This is a genomic window from Kutzneria sp. CA-103260, assembly GCF_018263855.1.
Classification (GTDB): domain Bacteria; phylum Actinomycetota; class Actinomycetes; order Mycobacteriales; family Pseudonocardiaceae; genus Kutzneria.
Window position 1 is genome coordinate 8,516,413 of the sequence record NZ_CP073318.1, and the last position, 15,232, is coordinate 8,531,644.

General features: G+C 68.4%; 16 protein-coding genes and 1 tRNA gene. 7 read left to right on the plus strand and 10 right to left on the minus strand.

The annotated features are described in order from the left end of the window. Positions 1–22 precede the first annotated feature (22 nt). Positions 23–478, minus strand: a complete 456-nt coding sequence (locus JJ691_RS37485) for a RidA family protein (protein WP_211764248.1) — start codon at positions 476–478, stop codon at positions 23–25. 64 nt (positions 479–542) lie between these two features. After that, positions 543–698 (minus strand): DUF4177 domain-containing protein, encoded by a 156-nt coding sequence (locus tag JJ691_RS37490; RefSeq protein WP_211764249.1) that lies wholly within the window; start codon positions 696–698, stop codon positions 543–545. 35 nt (positions 699–733) lie between these two features. On the opposite strand from JJ691_RS37490, the gene JJ691_RS37495 reads away from it, so the two are divergent. The 3 genes from JJ691_RS37495 to JJ691_RS37505 are packed head-to-tail and all read left to right on the plus strand — an operon-like array spanning position 734 to position 3,163. Beyond that, entirely contained in the window at positions 734–985 is a 252-nt protein-coding gene (locus JJ691_RS37495) for a hypothetical protein (protein ID WP_211764250.1), read from the plus strand. A 49-nt stretch (positions 986–1,034) separates the two neighbouring features. Beyond that, the gene (locus JJ691_RS37500) at positions 1,035–2,039 is read left to right on the plus strand and encodes an ArsA-related P-loop ATPase (RefSeq protein WP_211764251.1); all 1,005 of its coding nucleotides are present in this window, start codon (positions 1,035–1,037) and stop codon (positions 2,037–2,039) included. Beyond that, complete coding sequence (locus JJ691_RS37505; RefSeq protein ID WP_211764252.1) at positions 2,039–3,163, plus strand: ArsA family ATPase; 1,125 nt, start codon at positions 2,039–2,041, stop codon at positions 3,161–3,163. Before JJ691_RS37500 ends, JJ691_RS37505 begins: the two co-directional genes overlap by 1 nt. Before the next feature lie 99 nt (positions 3,164–3,262). On the opposite strand, the gene JJ691_RS37510 is transcribed toward JJ691_RS37505, so the two are convergent. After that, complete coding sequence (locus JJ691_RS37510) at positions 3,263–3,565, minus strand: WhiB family transcriptional regulator (RefSeq protein WP_211764253.1); 303 nt, start codon at positions 3,563–3,565, stop codon at positions 3,263–3,265. A 245-nt stretch (positions 3,566–3,810) separates the two neighbouring features. Between JJ691_RS37510 and JJ691_RS37515 the strand changes: the two genes are divergently transcribed. After that, on the plus strand, positions 3,811–6,180 hold the full coding sequence (locus JJ691_RS37515; RefSeq protein WP_249227270.1) for a transglycosylase domain-containing protein: 2,370 nt from the start codon (positions 3,811–3,813) through the stop codon (positions 6,178–6,180). A 57-nt stretch (positions 6,181–6,237) separates the two neighbouring features. On the opposite strand, the gene JJ691_RS37520 is transcribed toward JJ691_RS37515, so the two are convergent. The 5 genes from JJ691_RS37520 to JJ691_RS37535 all read right to left on the minus strand — a co-directional run bounded on the left by JJ691_RS37520 (position 6,238) and on the right by JJ691_RS37535 (position 10,025). Further along, complete coding sequence (locus tag JJ691_RS37520) at positions 6,238–6,606, minus strand: hypothetical protein (protein ID WP_211764255.1); 369 nt, start codon at positions 6,604–6,606, stop codon at positions 6,238–6,240. A 170-nt stretch (positions 6,607–6,776) separates the two neighbouring features. After that, on the minus strand, positions 6,777–7,235 hold the full coding sequence (locus tag JJ691_RS37525; protein WP_211764256.1) for a hypothetical protein: 459 nt from the start codon (positions 7,233–7,235) through the stop codon (positions 6,777–6,779). Between the two features lie 188 nt (positions 7,236–7,423). Next, entirely contained in the window at positions 7,424–7,819 is a 396-nt protein-coding gene (locus JJ691_RS53240) for a hypothetical protein (RefSeq protein WP_331474341.1), read from the minus strand. Continuing rightward, positions 7,816–9,027: a hypothetical protein gene (locus JJ691_RS53245; RefSeq protein WP_331474342.1), complete on the minus strand. Its 1,212-nt coding sequence runs from the start codon at positions 9,025–9,027 to the stop codon at positions 7,816–7,818. Before JJ691_RS53245 ends, JJ691_RS53240 begins: the two co-directional genes overlap by 4 nt. Positions 9,028–9,554: 527 nt before the next feature. Then, entirely contained in the window at positions 9,555–10,025 is a 471-nt protein-coding gene (locus JJ691_RS37535; protein ID WP_211764257.1) for a GatB/YqeY domain-containing protein, read from the minus strand. A 65-nt stretch (positions 10,026–10,090) separates the two neighbouring features. On the opposite strand from JJ691_RS37535, the gene JJ691_RS37540 reads away from it, so the two are divergent. Both JJ691_RS37540 and JJ691_RS37545 read left to right on the plus strand, forming a co-directional pair. Next, the gene (locus JJ691_RS37540) at positions 10,091–11,053 is read left to right on the plus strand and encodes a metallophosphoesterase (protein ID WP_211764258.1); all 963 of its coding nucleotides are present in this window, start codon (positions 10,091–10,093) and stop codon (positions 11,051–11,053) included. A gap of 21 nt (positions 11,054–11,074) precedes the next feature. After that, positions 11,075–11,151, plus strand: a tRNA-Pro gene (locus JJ691_RS37545). A gap of 1,145 nt (positions 11,152–12,296) precedes the next feature. Here JJ691_RS37545 and JJ691_RS37550 read toward each other — a convergent pair. Continuing rightward, the gene (locus JJ691_RS37550; protein WP_211764259.1) at positions 12,297–12,782 is read right to left on the minus strand and encodes a hypothetical protein; all 486 of its coding nucleotides are present in this window, start codon (positions 12,780–12,782) and stop codon (positions 12,297–12,299) included. 94 nt (positions 12,783–12,876) lie between these two features. Here JJ691_RS37550 and JJ691_RS37555 point away from each other — a divergent pair, with 94 nt between their 5' ends. Next, on the plus strand, positions 12,877–14,685 hold the full coding sequence (locus JJ691_RS37555; protein ID WP_211764260.1) for a S9 family peptidase: 1,809 nt from the start codon (positions 12,877–12,879) through the stop codon (positions 14,683–14,685). A gap of 70 nt (positions 14,686–14,755) precedes the next feature. Here JJ691_RS37555 and JJ691_RS37560 read toward each other — a convergent pair whose 3' ends face one another. Then, complete coding sequence (locus JJ691_RS37560; protein ID WP_211764261.1) at positions 14,756–15,232, minus strand: Dps family protein; 477 nt, start codon at positions 15,230–15,232, stop codon at positions 14,756–14,758.

Here is a 15,232-nt window from a genome sequence, read left to right on the forward strand (position 1 = left end):
GCCACCCGAACGGGGGACAGAATTAGCCGATTTCGACGATCAACTCGACCTCGACCGGTGCACCGAGTGGCAGCTCGGCCACCCCGACGGCGGAACGGGCGTGCTGCCCGGCCTCGCCGAAGACCTCACCGAACAACTCGGACGCCCCGTTGACCACGGCCGGCTGGCCGGTGAAGCCCTCGGCCGACGCGACGAAGCCCACGACCTTGACGATCCGGGTGACCGAGTCCAGGCCGATCAGCGCGTCCACCGCCGCCAGCGCGTTCAGCGCGCAGGTGCGGGCGTAGCCCTTGGCCTCGTCCGGCCCGATCCCGCCGCCGACCTTGCCGGTCGCCGGCAGCGCGCCGCCGACGAACGGCAGCTGGCCGGAGGTGTAGACCAGCGAGCCGGTGCGCACGGCCGGCACGTAGGCCGCGACCGGCGCGGCCACCGCCGGCAGCTCGATGCCCAGCTCCTTGAGCTTCGCCGACCAGCTCACGCCGCCTCCTTCGTCGGCAGCGCGAGCGCCGCTACTGTGCTGGAAGGTTCGCTCGCAAGCTCGCTCACGCCTTCTCCCTCTTGAGATAGGCGACATGCTGCTCGCCGCTCGGGTTGGTCAGCACGGTCACCAGCTCCCAGCCGTCCTCGCCCCACTGGTCGAGGATCTGCTTGGTCGCGTGGATCAACAGCGGGACCGTGGCGTACTCCCACTTAGTCATGCCGGCAGCCTAACCGGCACGCTATTTTCGATCACGTGGAGACGTGGCGGATCATCGCGACCTGCCTGGCCGCCTTCGGCGGCATCATCATGACGCTGCTGATGACCGGCAAGACGCGCGACCGACGGGACAGCACCGCGGGCGACATCGCCCGGGTCGCGGCGTGGTCGTCGCTGTTCTTCGCGGCGCTCTGCCTGCTGATCGCGGTGGCGCTGCCGGCCACGGTGGTCTGGGGCATCGTGGCCGCCCAGTACATGATCCTCGTGCTGATACATCACATTGGGTAACGGTCACAACCGAGCGCAACCGCCTAGGCGGCCGCCTAGGCTGGACGCCGTGACCACACCCATCGTCGGCTGGACCGAGGAGCTCACCCGCGCCCGGTTGCACGTGGTCACCGGCAAGGGCGGCACCGGCAAGACCACCGTGGCCGCGGCGCTGGCCATCGCGCTGGCCACCGGTGGCCGGCGAGTGCTGCTCATCGAGGTCGAGGAGCGGCAGGGCATCGCCCAGCTGTTCGACCGCGCGCCGCTGCCCTACTCCGAGGAGCGCATCGCGTCGGCCCCCGATGGCGGCGAGATCCGGGCACTCGCGGTGGACGCCGACGCGGCGTTCATGGAGTACCTGGCCATGTTCTACAACCTGGGCTTCGCCGGCCGGACGCTGCGCCGGATGGGCGCGATCGAGTTCGTCACCACGCTCGCCCCGGGGCTGCGGGACGTGCTGCAGACCGGCAAGGTCAAGGAGTGCGTGGGCCGCACCGACGACGCCGGCCGGCACATGTACGACCACGTGGTGCTGGACGCGCCGCCGACCGGTCGGGTGGTGAAGTTCCTCGACGTCACCAAGGCCGTGCAGGACGTGGCCAAGGTCGGGCCGATCCGCGGCCAGAGCGAGGGCGTGGTGCGGCTGATGCACTCCGGCGACACCGCCGTGCACCTGGTGACGCTGCTGGAGGAGATGCCGGTCCGGGAGACCCTGGACGCGGTGGCCGAGCTGGACGGCGCCGACCTGCGGCCGGGCGCGGTGTTCGTGAACCGGGTGCGGCCGGCCCGGCTGGCCAACCGCTCCGTGGCAGCCGCGGCCGGTGGCCGGGTGGACGCCGAGCGGCTGCGGGCCGGTCTGGCCGCCGCCGGCCTCGCGCTGGCCGAGGACGAGGTCCAGGGGCTGGTCGAGGAGACCGTGGACCACGCGGTGCGGGTGCGGGCCGAGCAGCGGGCCCGCGAACTGCTGGCCGAGGCCGACCTGCCCGCCGTGGAGCTGCCCGAGCTGGTCGACGGCGTCGACGTCGGCGCGCTGTACGAGCTGGCCGAGACGCTGGTCGACCAGGGGGTCCGCTGATGCCGGCCAAGCTGCACGTGGACAAGCTGCTGGACGACCCGGCGACCAAGGTGATCGTCTGCTGCGGCTCCGGCGGCGTCGGCAAGACCACCACCGCTGCGGCGCTGGCCGCGCGGGCGGCCGAGCGCGGGCGGCGCACCGTCGTGCTCACCATCGACCCGGCCCGGCGGCTGGCGCAGTCGCTGGGCCTGCGGGAACTGGACAACACCCCACGCCAGGTGGCGGTCGAGGGCTTCGACACCGACGACCGGCTGCACGCGATGATGCTGGACATGCGCCGCACGTTCGACGACATGGTGCTGTCGCACGCGGGGCCGGACCGGGCCGAGCAGATCCTGGCCAACCCCTTCTACCAGACCATCTCCTCGTCCTTCTCGGGCACGCAGGAGTACATGGCGATGGAGAAGCTGGGGCAGCTGGCCGCGGACGGATCGTGGGACCTGATCGTGGTGGACACCCCGCCGAGCCGGTCGGCGCTGGACTTCCTGGACGCCCCGCAGCGGCTGTCCACGGTGCTGGACGGGCGCATCATCCGGTTGCTGTCGGCGCCGGCGCGGGCCGGCGGCCGGGGCCTGCTCAAGCTGGTCGGCGCCGGATTCGGGCTGTTCACCAAGGCCATCTCGACGATCATCGGCGGGCAGCTGCTGGCCGACGCCTCGGCGTTCGTGCAGGCCTTCGACAGCATGTTCGGCGGCTTCCGGGAGCGGGCCCAGAAGACCTACCAGCTGCTGCGCTCGCCGGGCACCGCGTTCCTGGTGGTGGCCGCGCCGGAGCCGGACGCGCTGCGGGAGGCGTCCTACTTCGTGGAGCGGCTGGCCGCCGAGTCGATGCCGCTGGCCGGGCTGGTGGTCAACCGGACCCATCCGGTGCTGGCCAAGCTGCCGGCCGCCCGGGCCCTGGCCGCCGCCGACGAGCTGGACCGGGGCAACGAGGCGCCGCTGGCCGCCGCTGTGCTGCGGCTGCACGCCGACCGGGTGGCCGTGGCGACCCGGGAGCAGCGGCTGCTGGCCCGGTTCACCAAGGCACACCCGTCGGTGGCCGTCACCGGGGTGCCAGCGCTGGCCGAGGACGTGCACGATCTGGCCGGCCTGCGGGAAATCGGCCGCCGGCTGGCTGGTGAGTGAAAGCGCGCACGCTCGTTTCGCCGACGGCGGGATAACCGCCGACGGCGAAATCCGCGTGGAACTTTCGACTATTTTTGAGCCCGCAACAAAGGGCTTCGATCAACTGACCTTGTACTCGTCAAGATCGGCATGTTCGCGCCGCGCCGACTCCAGCAACTCGAACCACGAGTCCACATCTGGTCGACGACGGAGCAGAGCCCTGCGCTCACGCTCGGTCATTCCGCCCCACACGCCGAACTCGATGCGATTGTCGAGCGCCTCGGACAGGCACTCGGTCCGCACCGGACAGCTCAGGCAGATGACCTTGGCTTTGCGCTGCTCAGCCCCGCGAACGAACAGCTGCTCCGGATCCTCGTCGCGACACGAGGCGTTGACACGCCAATCCCCCTGAACGAACTGCATGACCCCCGCTCCCCTACGTCTCGTCCAAAAACCGATACCCCCCGGTACCGGGTGCCGTAGGCTGACCGCGGGTGCGGACTGTCCTCCGGCGTTGTCATGAGACGTTGACGGACTGTAGAGCCATCTGGTTCCCCTGCCAACACCGGGTTACCCGAATGTGAGCTTCACCCACCCAAAGTGGTGAATGAACGTCGCGGTGAGCGCTCACACCGGAGCACCACGTGATGACGCGTACTGTGGCTGTCGTGCGTGTCGGCAACGGTCTCGTGAAGTTGGTCGGTTTGTGCCTTTTGGCCGGTGTTCTGGTCGCGGGCATGCTCTTCCCCACCGTCGGGGCGCTCGGCGTGGTGTCCAACCGCGCGAGTGACACGGTGGACGCCACATCGTCGGACCTGGTCACCACCGACCCGCCGCTGATGTCCGTGGTCGAGGACAAGAACGGCACGCCGATCGCCTACCTCTATCAGCAGTATCGGGTGAACACGCCGGCCGACCAGATCTCCCCGATCATGAAGGCGGCCATCGTCGCCATCGAGGACCGGCGCTTCTACCAGCACGCCGGCGTCGACTGGCAGGGCACCTTCCGCGCGCTGCTGACCAACCAGGTCAACGGCGGCGTGACCCAGGGCGCGTCCACCATCACCCAGCAGTACGTGAAGAACTACCAGGTGCTGGTGGCCGGCCGGGGCGACAAGACCGCCCAGGAGCAGGCCCAGGCCCAGACCGTGGCCCGCAAGCTCAAGGAGGCCCGGGTCGCGCTCCAGCTGGAGAAGAAGCTGTCCAAGGACGAGATCCTGGCCCGGTACCTCAACCTGGTCACCTTCCTCGGCCAGGTGGACGGCGTCGGCACCGCCGCCCAGGTGTTCTTCAACACCACCCCGGACAAGCTCACCCTGCCGCAGGCCGCGCTGCTGGCCGGCGTGGTGAACAACCCGATCAGCTACGACCCGTGGCAGCACCCCAAGGCCGCCACCGACCGCCGCAACGCCGTGATCGACGCCATGGAGTCCACCGGCAAGATCACCAGCGACATCGCCAACGCGGCCAAGAAGACCGACCTGGGCATCGGCCCCGAGCCCCATCTGCCCGGCAGCGGCTGCGTCGGCGTCGCCCCGGAGGTCGGCTTCTACTGCGACTACGTGCAGGGCTACCTCCAGGAGGCCGGGTTCACGCCGGACCAGCTCAAGACCGGCGGGTACGTGATCAAGACCAACCTCGACCCGGACGCCTCCAAGATCGCCAAGACCGAGGTCGAGAAGAACGTGCCCAAGACGGCCAACGGCATCGCCAACACCATGGTGATCATCAAGCCGGGCTCCCAGAGCCACGACGTGGTGGCCATGGTGGCCAACCGCGACCTGGGCGTGGACGCCGCCGCCGGGCAGACGCTGACCAACCTGCCCGCCGACGTCAGCGACAACTTCGGCGCCGGCTCGATCTACAAGCTGTTCACCGCCGCCGCCGGCATGGAGAAGGGGCAGGTCGGCCTCAACACGAGCATCCCCAACCCCAACTACACCTGCTTCCCGATGCCGATCCGCAACAGCAACACGCCGCCGTACTGCCTGAAGAACGACGACGTGACCAACGTGGACCCGATCACGCTGCACGGGGCGCTGGCCATCTCGCCCAACACCTCGTTCACCAAGGTCGAGCTGGACGCCGGCATGCCGGCGGTGCTGGACATGGCCTCCCGGCTGGGCATGCGCAAGACCATGCAGACCAACCAGGCCGGCCAGACCCCCGATCCCAGCCAGCAGAGCGAGCTCTACAACCAGCCCCAGAGCCAGTCGTTCCTGAACGGGCCGGCCTTCACCCTCGGCGTGAGCCCGGTCAGCCCGATGGAGCTGGCCAACGTCGGCGCGACCCTGGCCAGCGGCGGCATGTGGTGCCCGCCCAACCCGATCGCCAGCGTCGTCGACCACACCGGCAAGGCGGTGCCGATCAACGCGCCGGCGTGCGAGCAGGTGGTGAACAAGGCGCTGGCCGACTCGCTGCTCAACGGCATGAAGGACGACACCACCGCCGGCACCTCGACCACGGCCGCCCGCAACGCGCACTGGACTCGCCCGCTCTCGGCCAAGACCGGCACCACCGACTCCAGCGAGTCCGTCGGTTTCCTCGGCATCATGGGCAACTACGCGGCGTCGTCGCTGGTGTTCAACGACGGCTCCAAGCCCGAGCCGATCTGCGGCACGCTGCCGATCCGTACCAGCAAGAGCTGCGGCGGCAACCTCGGCGCCTTCGGTGGCGTCATAGCCGCGCCGCCGTTCTTCAACGCCTTCAACCAGATCCTCGGCAGCTCCGCGGCTCCGCCGGTGCCCAACGCCGACCCGAGCTACCTGGACAAGGCCAACCACGGGCCGGCCATCCCGTACGTCGTCGGCAAGAACGTCGGCGACGCCACCAACGCGCTGAAGGCCGCCGGCTACGGGGCCGTGCAGACCGCCGACTTCAACTCCACCGCCCCCAAGGGCACCGTCGTCGGCCAGACCCCCATCGGCTCGGCCTCCCGCAGCCAGGGCATCACCCTGTACGTGAGCACCGGCTTCGTGCCCCAGGCCCCGGGCGCGACCTCACCGGCGCCGACAAGCGCCTCGACACCAGGCGGCTGACCGTGCGGAAAAAGGGGCCGGGAGCTTTTCGCTCCCGGCCCCTTTTCTTTTCCGGTGTCAGCAGTGGTAGAGATGCGCCTTCACGTCGGCCGGCGAGCCGGTGTTGATGTAGTAGTCGGGAAAGTAGCCGTCGAGATTGCCGTCAGCCAGGATCCAGATGTTGTCACCGCCGACGCTGTCGCCGTAGGTGTAGCAGTGCAGCGGAACGATGTCGCCGTTGCTGATGGTCCCGGTGAGCACCGTGGAGCAACTGTAGCTGGCGCAGGAGTACTCGCTCATGGTCGCCGTGCCCCCGGGAATGGAGGTGGCGGTGGAACACCATTCGGCACTGATACCGGCGCCGCAGTGAACATAGGCGCCAGTCAACGGCGCCGCCGACGCGACGCCGGACAGCAGACCCGTCGCCAGCGTGGCACCAGCGAGCACAGCCGCAACCTTCACAAATCTACGATTCATCCCAAACAAAGCGAACACCCCCATATTGTTTTCCCACCTACGTAGCCTTGTTCACGCACTACACACAATTATCTGCCATCACGAACGGCGAGTCGCCGGAAACGGAATCGACCCCCGCCGGCCCACCCGTCCACATCGCATCACTTTCCCAATGTCACAGTTCGCGCCACCTGAACGTTGTTCACATATGCCGGCAATCCTCCCAGACAATCGGCGTCGACCATGTCGACCCGATCGTTCGGACCGGTGACACCGGAGTACTTGACGCAGAGCCGTACCGCGGCCTGCTCGTAGAATCCACCGTTGGACTCACCGTCCCAGACGATCGACACTCGTGCGACAAACGAACCAGCGGGATCCTGCGAGCTGTCGAGCACGGTGACCGCACCCGACTTGAAGCCGACGGGGAGCGACTTCAGCGTGTCCGCAAACGCTTGCGTACGCAACTGCGTGCCCAGCGACTCCCGCACTCGCGCGGCGGCGTCACGCGCTCCGCTCGTCGCCTTGTCAATCGCGTCGGACTCAGCCTGCGCGGGACCAGCCCCACAGCCGACGAGCCCGAGCGCCAGGACGAGAAGAAGCGGCACGCCAATCCTCACAGCTACTCTCCCATAACCAGCAGCGTATTATCGGCCACGCCAGCATATACGGCCGCGCCACCGACAGTGGGGTGCAACGACTGCCCGGAAATCGGCACCCCACCAGCCGTCAGATGCGGGTCGTCACCCCTGGTCAGGTTGAAGACCAGCGGGTTGATCTGCTGATCGTCACCACATATCGACCTGTTCTAGAAGTCGTGCCGCGGGTCGGAAAACGTGACGTCGACCCCAGCGTTCTGCTGATGAGTCGCGGCCGTGTTCATGGCGTTGTCCATCAGGTCGGCCATCTGGTTCAGCCACGGCGCCTCGGCCGTGCCGATGCCGGCGAGACACTGACCGCCGTTGTCGAAGAAATCGGGGTATCCCATCAACAGGATCTTCGCATGTGGCGCCAAGAGATGGATCTGCGCCAGCACCGATTCGACTCGTGGTTCGACCTGATTGTTGATCCGATCGGGTTCAGCCTGCGACAGCGGTGCGGTGTCGCCGTCGAGCGTCGAGTCCTGACAGACCTGAACGGACAAGATGCACTGCATGAGAACGTCGATGAATTTCGCGTCATTGCCGCCGATCGACAGGGTCACCAGGGACGTGTACTGGTCCAGATACCCTTGACGCAGTTGCGCGCCCTCATAGTACTGCCCATCGCCGTTCGGCAGCATGTTGGTCGTCCAGGCGCCGCTGCACGCGGAACTGTGATAGTCGAGTGTTGGATCGAAATCGTCCGCGCGAGTGCGGCCACGCCCGGCGCCGGGGCCTTTCCGCTGGACTGCGTCATGTTGTCGGAGCTGGTGACCGCGAGACCGCCCGAAGTGGACAGCTGCGCGTCGGCCGCGGTGTTCACGGCCTGCCAGCCGGCCGGCAGCGCGGTCTTCGCCACGGCCTGCTTCGCGTCCTGCCCCTGGACGAACAGCTTGCCCGCGACCTGGTGCAGCTGCACGGAGTCCCGCTTCACCGTGGTGAGCAGGCTGTCCTTGCCGCTGACAATCCGGTGCAGCTGAGTGTCCTTCTCGGTGCGCACCTCGTAGCCGACCCCACCCTGCGCGTCCATGCCGAGGCGGAACGGGGTGCCGTGGGTCTCCAGCAATTGGTGCTCGCCGCCGCGGCCGTCGACCGAGACCACCAGGGATCCCTTGGCCGCCACCACATCGCCCTTGACCGGCACGGACGAGGTGACCTGGCCGTCCGCGTCCACGGAGCGGGTGATCTTCCCGGTCGCCGCGTCCACCGTTATCAGGCGGGAGACGTACTTGCTGCCGGCGTAGAGGTTCTCCGTGACGACCGCGTCCTCGCCGGTGCCACACCCCGGGTTGTAGTAGGCCAGCGACGCCCTGATCGGCAGCTTCGTCACCGAGCCCGAGCTCAGGTCGACGATCGCCACCAGACCGCCGCGCTGGAAGCCGTCATCGCTGTTGACCATCTGGCGCGGCGCGTACACCACCACCGCGCGGCTGCCCGAACCCGTCACGCACGAGTCCGCGATCCACTGGTCGGTCTCGGTGCCGGGCTCGGACAGCGTCGCCGCCGTGCGCCACGTGTAGCCGTCCTTGGCATCCGCGACCAGGACGTGCAGGCCGGTGCTGTCACCGTCGGTGGTCACCGCCCGGTCGTTGGCCGACCGCCAACCCTTGGGCAGCACCTGGTCCCGCTGACTGTCCGGAATGGACGCTGTTGACGTCGGCGGGGACGCGCTCGTGGTCGGCGGGGCCGCCGCCGCGTTGGCCACCGGAGCCGTCGCGACGGCCAGCGCCACGCCGGCGGCCGCGGCCAGAGCGATTCCGCGTCTGGACATACATCTCCCACACATCCTTGCAGGCCAACGAATTCGGCCAGCATCGACCGCGAGAACCAGTCAGCTGGGAGAAACCGCGCACGGGCGTGCGACGGCGCCGAACATCGTTGACCTTCCGCCCCTGTGTGCCTCAACCGGGCACACCCAAGGGGGACCGTAACCAATCGATCACGGAACAGGCGATAGGCCAACCCGGCGACACCGGCATCGCACCAAAAAGGACAATCAACTACCTAAAGGGCGAAGTGAATCACTGTCCGTGACGACGGTTCGGGCGACGCCCAGGTACCAGTCGTTCGACTCGGGATTCGCGTCGAACAGAATCCGACGCTGGATCGGCCGGCCGACGGCGACAAAACGTCGCCGTCGGCCGGCGCGACGGTCGTGCGGCGGTTGTGCACACTGGACAACGACAGCCGGATACCGTTGCCCGACAAGGAAACCGCAGTCAACAGACCCGGCGGCGGACCACCCACGGCAGCGCGAGCTCGGACAGCTCGTGCACCGTGAACGGCGCCTCGGGCACGTCAGCCCAGCAGCTTGGCCCGCACGGCGGCGGCCACCCGGCCGCCCTCGGCCCGACCCGCCACCTTGGCGTTGGCGGTCTTCATGACCTGGCCCATCTGCTTCTGCCCCGGCTGCTCGCCCGACTGCTCGGCCACCTCGGCGATGGCCTGCGCCACCAGCTCGGCCAGCTCGTCATCGGACAGCTGCGCCGGCAGATACGCCTTGAGCACCTCGGCCTCGGCCAACTCGGCGTCGGCCTGCTCCGGGCGACCAGCGCCGGAGAACGCCTCAGCGGCCTCGTTGCGCTTCTTCACCTCACGGGTCAGCACCTTGAGGACTTCCTCATCGGACAACTCCCGCGCGACCTTGCCGGCCACCTCCTCGGTGGTCACCGCGGCCAAAGCCATCCGCAGGGTCGCGACCACCGTGGTCTGCCGGCCCTTCATCGCCGCGGTCAGATCGCTCCGCAGCCTCTCCTTCAACTCCGCCATGAGCGCAAACGCTACTCCGACGGGCGGCCCGACCCCGATCGAGTAAACGGCCGTACCCTGGAGGCGTGAAGACGTTCGGTCGGATAGTCCTGGGCACGGCCGCCCTCGGAGCTGCCACAGTCGGCTACGCCGCCGCCATCGAGCGGACCCGGTGGACCCTGCGCGAAGCCACCGTCCCGGTGCTCGCCGAAGGCGCGCCCCCACTGCGCGTGCTGCACATCTCCGACCTGCACATGATGCCCGGCCAACGCTCCAAGCAGCGCTGGGTCGCCGAGCTCGCCAACCTGGCGCCCGACCTCGTCGTCAACACCGGCGACAACCTCGCCCACCGGCACGCGGTGCCCGGTGTCGTGCGGGCTCTCGGCCCCCTGCTCGACCTGCCCGGTGTGTTCGTGTTCGGCAGCAACGACTACTACGCGCCCAAGCCCAAGAACCCGGTGCGCTACCTGCTGCCCAAGGCCCGCAAGAAGCGCATCCACGGCATCCCGCTGCCCTGGCGCGACCTGCGCGCCGCCTTCGTCGAACACGGCTGGGTCGACCTCACCCACAGCCGCCAGACCTTCACCGTCGCCGACCAGACCATCGTCGCCGCCGGCCTCGACGACCCCCACCTCAAGCGCGACCGCTACGAAGACATCGCCGGCCAGCCCGACCCCACCGCCGCCCTCCGGCTCGGCGTCACCCACTCCCCCGAACCCCGCGTCCTCGACCTGTTCGCCGCCGACGGCTACGACCTCGTCATGGCCGGGCACACCCACGGCGGCCAGCTCCGCATCCCCGGCTACGGCGCCCTCGTCACAAACTGTGAGCTGGATCGCAACCGCGCCCGCGGCGTCTCCCGCTGGGGCGCCCACACCTGGCTCCACGTGTCCGCAGGCCTCGGGACCTCGCCATATGCGCCCGTCCGCTTCGCCTGCCCGCCGGAGGCCAGCCTGCTCACTCTCGTGCCCCGCAGCAACGGCGCAGGTCAGGACGGGTCCGGCCGCCAAAGTAGGACCCGATTCGGAGCTGGCGCAGACATCCGCTAGACTTCTCCTCGTTCGATCAACCGGGGTGTGGCGCAGTTTGGTAGCGCGCTTCGTTCGGGACGAAGAGGTCGCAGGTTCAAATCCTGTCACCCCGACCAGGTCAGGGGCTGTCCGCTGGAGAGCGGACAGCCCCTGACCTGTATCTGAGCGACTACGACTCCCCAGCGGGAACAGCCGATCCGTCGGTGTTGCCCGTGGCCGACCGCAGACCGCATCTGGTTCCCGTAGATCAGCTCAGCCACCTACGTCCCGCGAGGTCTACTCAATCAACGTGCCGTCATCTGACAGCCGCGGACAATCAAGACCTCAAACCCATTCTGCAGCAGCGCCTTCCTGGCATTGTCGACGGCGATATGGTCGGCTCACCATCAGCGAGTCAACCTTATCGTTTTAGGACTGAATTAATACCGGTATGCCAGTCCCTGGCGTTGTGCATGCGGCTTGATCACCTCAGTCTTGAAGCGTCGCCGTCATCCGACCAGGACAGGCGCGGCGCGAATGGGGACGAGACAGCCTCTGACTTGCATCTGACCGACTACCAGGGTGACGTGGCCAGCGTGTGTGATCCCGATCCGGCAGGCACTTCTCGGCCGGCGGGCTGCCGGGCGGTTCTTGCCGTGTTGAGCGGCATTTGGGTGATTGCTGGCCAGTCTTGGCCAGTGGCATCACGCCCTCTGGTGTCGGGGTGTTTCCGCTGGTTGTGTGGTGCGTGGACCCGGGCACACCATCACCTGTCCGGGTCATGGGTGAGTATCGGCCCGGTGGCCAAGCACGTACGGCCGGTACCCGCCTTGGAGTGGCATGACTGGGTGGGTGATGTCGGCCCGAGGTAGATAGCCCCTCACTACCTACCCGGGCCTTTGGTGGGTGCCGGTCCGAGTGACCGTCGGGATCATCGGGCCGGCACCCGTCTGAGAGAGTCGGCTGTGCCATCAGACCGGCACCACCAGGCCGAGCACGAGCAGGTTCACCGCCCGGCGGATGCGGATGAACTTGCGGCAGGCAATGCGCGCGAGACTCCGGACGTCGTGTCCGACGTCAACCGAGTGGGCCGTCTTGTTGTACTTCAGCAGCTCGAACGGGTCACTGGTCAGCGAGTGCAGCCAACTGCCCGGTGGAGATCGGGGTCTCGGTCATCACGCGGACGGCGTTGCCGAGGGCGCGCTGCGCGATGCCGTGGTGTTTTCACACCGGGGCTCTCGCCCCAGACCCCAAGGCTTCTCTGCGCTCGCCTTGTTTTGGGTCACGGGATGGAGAGGGAGTGGCGGAGGTGTTCGCGGAGGGTGTGGATGGTGGCGGAGAGGTGGCGGGAAGCTTGGGGGTGGTCGGCGGTGGTGGGGGCGGCGCGGACGGCTGCGGAGGTGGCGAAAAGGTCGTCCACGGCGGTGGTGGCGGCGGTGCGGATGGAGTCGGTGCCGATGAGTTTGAGAGTGGCCAACTGATCGCTCATGGCGATGACGGTGTCGTGCAGGTCGGCGAGGATCGCGTCGTCGGGGGAGTCACACCAGGTGTCGACGACCAGTTCACGCCAGGCGTTCATGGTGACCAAGAGGGCCAGGGAAGCCTCAAGGCGTTTGTCACGCCAGTAGATGTCGTCGGCGCGACGGGAAGCGGAGGCCTCGCGGGAACGCTCCCGCCAGGCGGTGACCAGTTGGCCGAGGACAACGCCGAGTACGCCGATGAGGCCGACGAGGATAGGGACCCAGATGGAGACCTGCCCACTCTGCATGGCGGCAAGGTAGTCGGACCGACTCTCTTCGCGAAGGGGTCGGGGTCGGTCGTCTCAGGGGCCGGTCAGCGGCTATCCGTGACAGGATCGGAGGGTGACGAACCATCCTGTTGCACGCGTGCCGGAGCGGCTGTTCGAGGACCCCGAGGCAGAGGGGCGTTGGCGGGCGAGGTTTGAGGCCCGGCGGGTGTCGCTGCCGGATTGGGCGGAAGACGCGCCGGAGCGGTCGTTGTACGTCTCCAACGCCAGCGGGGTGTGGGAGGTGTACGCGTGGGATCGGGCGAGCGATGAGCATCGGCAGGTGACGGACCGGCCGAACGGGACGTTGCACGCCACGTTGAGCCCGGACGGGGAACAGGTCTGGTGGTTCAACGACACGGATGGCGATGAGTTCGGCAGCTGGGTGGTGGAGCCGTACGGGGGTGGGGAGTCCCGGGCGGCGTTGGAAGGGGTGCACGACGGGTATCCGGCTGGGCTGGAGGTCGGGCGCAGCAGGATCGCGGTGGGGGCGTCGACCGATGACGGGACGACGATCTGGGTGACCCGGGGCGGGAAGCCGGAGGTCATCTACGTCAACGAGAACGACGGTGGGGTGGCCAGCCTGTCGCGGGACGAACGGCTGCTGGCGATCTCGCACTCGGAGCACGGGGACAGCCGGCACCCGGCACTGCGGATCGTGAAGACCGCGGATGGCGCTGTGGTGGCGGAGAAGTGGGACGGGAAGGGCAAGGGGCTGGACGGGATCTCGTTCAGCCCGATAGCCGGTGACCCGCGGCTGCTCGTGTTGCATGAGCGGCGGGGCAAGGAAGAGCTGCTGATCTGGGACGTCGAAGCCGACAGCGAGACGGAGATTCGGCTGGACCTGCCGGGAGAACTGGCGGCGGACTGGTATCGGGACGGTCAGGCGTTGCTGATCGTGCACAGCTACCAGTCGCGGACTTCGTTGCACCGGTACGACATCGCCAGCGGCGAGCTGTCCACTTTGGACACTCCTAAGGGGACGATCGGCGGCGCGGGGGCACGCCCGGACGGGGCGGTGGAGTACTCCTGGTCGTCGGCGGAGCACCCGTCGGCGGTGCGGACGTTGAGCGCCGACGGGGACCGGGTGCTGCTGACGCCACCGGGAGACAAGGCGCCGTCGTCGCGGCCGTTGGAAGACGCGTTCGTCGGCGACGTGCACGCGTTGATCGCACGGCCGGAGAACGCCGGAGATGGTCCGCTGCCAACGGTTTTCTCCATCCACGGCGGTCCGCACGCCAACGACGAGGACCGGTTCTCGGCCTATCGGGCGGTGTGGCTGGACGCGGGGTTCGCGGTGGTGCACGTGAACTACCGCGGATCGACGGGCTACGGCTCGGCGTGGCGGGACGCGATCGAGGGCCGACCGGGGCTGACGGAGCTGGAAGACATCGCCGCGGTGCATGAGTGGGCGGTCGAGTCGGGGCTGTCGGACCCGGCCAAGTGCGTGATCAACGGGGCGTCCTGGGGCGGGTACCTGACGCTGCTGGCCCTTGGCGTGCAACCGAAGCGCTGGGCGGCGGGCGTCGCGGGCGTGCCAGTGGCGGACTATGTCGCGGCCTACGAGGACGAGATGGAGCCGCTACGGGCCTTCGACCGGGCGCTGTTCGGCGGCTCCCCGCAGGAGCTGCCCGAGCTGTACCGGGAGTGCTCGCCGCTGACCTACGTCGACGAGGTTGACGCGCCGGTGATCGTGCTGGCCGGTGAGAACGACCCGCGGTGCCCGATCCGCCAGATCGACAACTACCTGGACCGGCTGGCCGACCGGAAGGCGCCGTACGAGGTCTACCGCTACGAGGCCGGCCATGGGTCGCTGGTGGTGGCCGAGACGATCAAGCAGACGGCCATCGAGGTGGACTTCACCCGCCGCGCGCTGGGCCTCTGACATCAGGGTTTGGGTGTCTCCAAGACCATAGCCGCCCCGGTGTGTGGGTCTTGGAGACACCCGAACCCGGTCAGGCCAGCTGGGCCTGCCACATCCAGTGGGCCTCTTCCAGCCTGGCGGTCAGCTCGATGATCAGGTCCTGGGTCACCAGGTCGGTGTCGTCGGTGATCTGGATCCGCGCCCGCATGCGCTGCACGACCTCGCCCAGGGTGGCGGTGACGGCGGTGGCCACGGCCTCGTCGTCACGCCAGCCGGTGGCGAACTCCGGCACGCCGGAGCGCTTGGCCACGGTGGCGGCCCGGCCGTCCGGGGACACTCCGATGGCGGAGGCGCGCTCCGCGACCTGGTCGGTGTACTCACGGGCCGCGGCGACCAGCTCGTCCAACTGGAGGTGCACGCTGCGGAAGTTGCGGCCCACCACGTTCCAGTGCGCCTGCTTGGCCACCAGGGACAGGTCGATCAGGTCGACCAGCGCCTCCTGCAACACCTGACCGGTCTCCTCGCGCGCCTTGGCGTCGAGCGGACTGGTTATGGGAGCCTTGCTCAT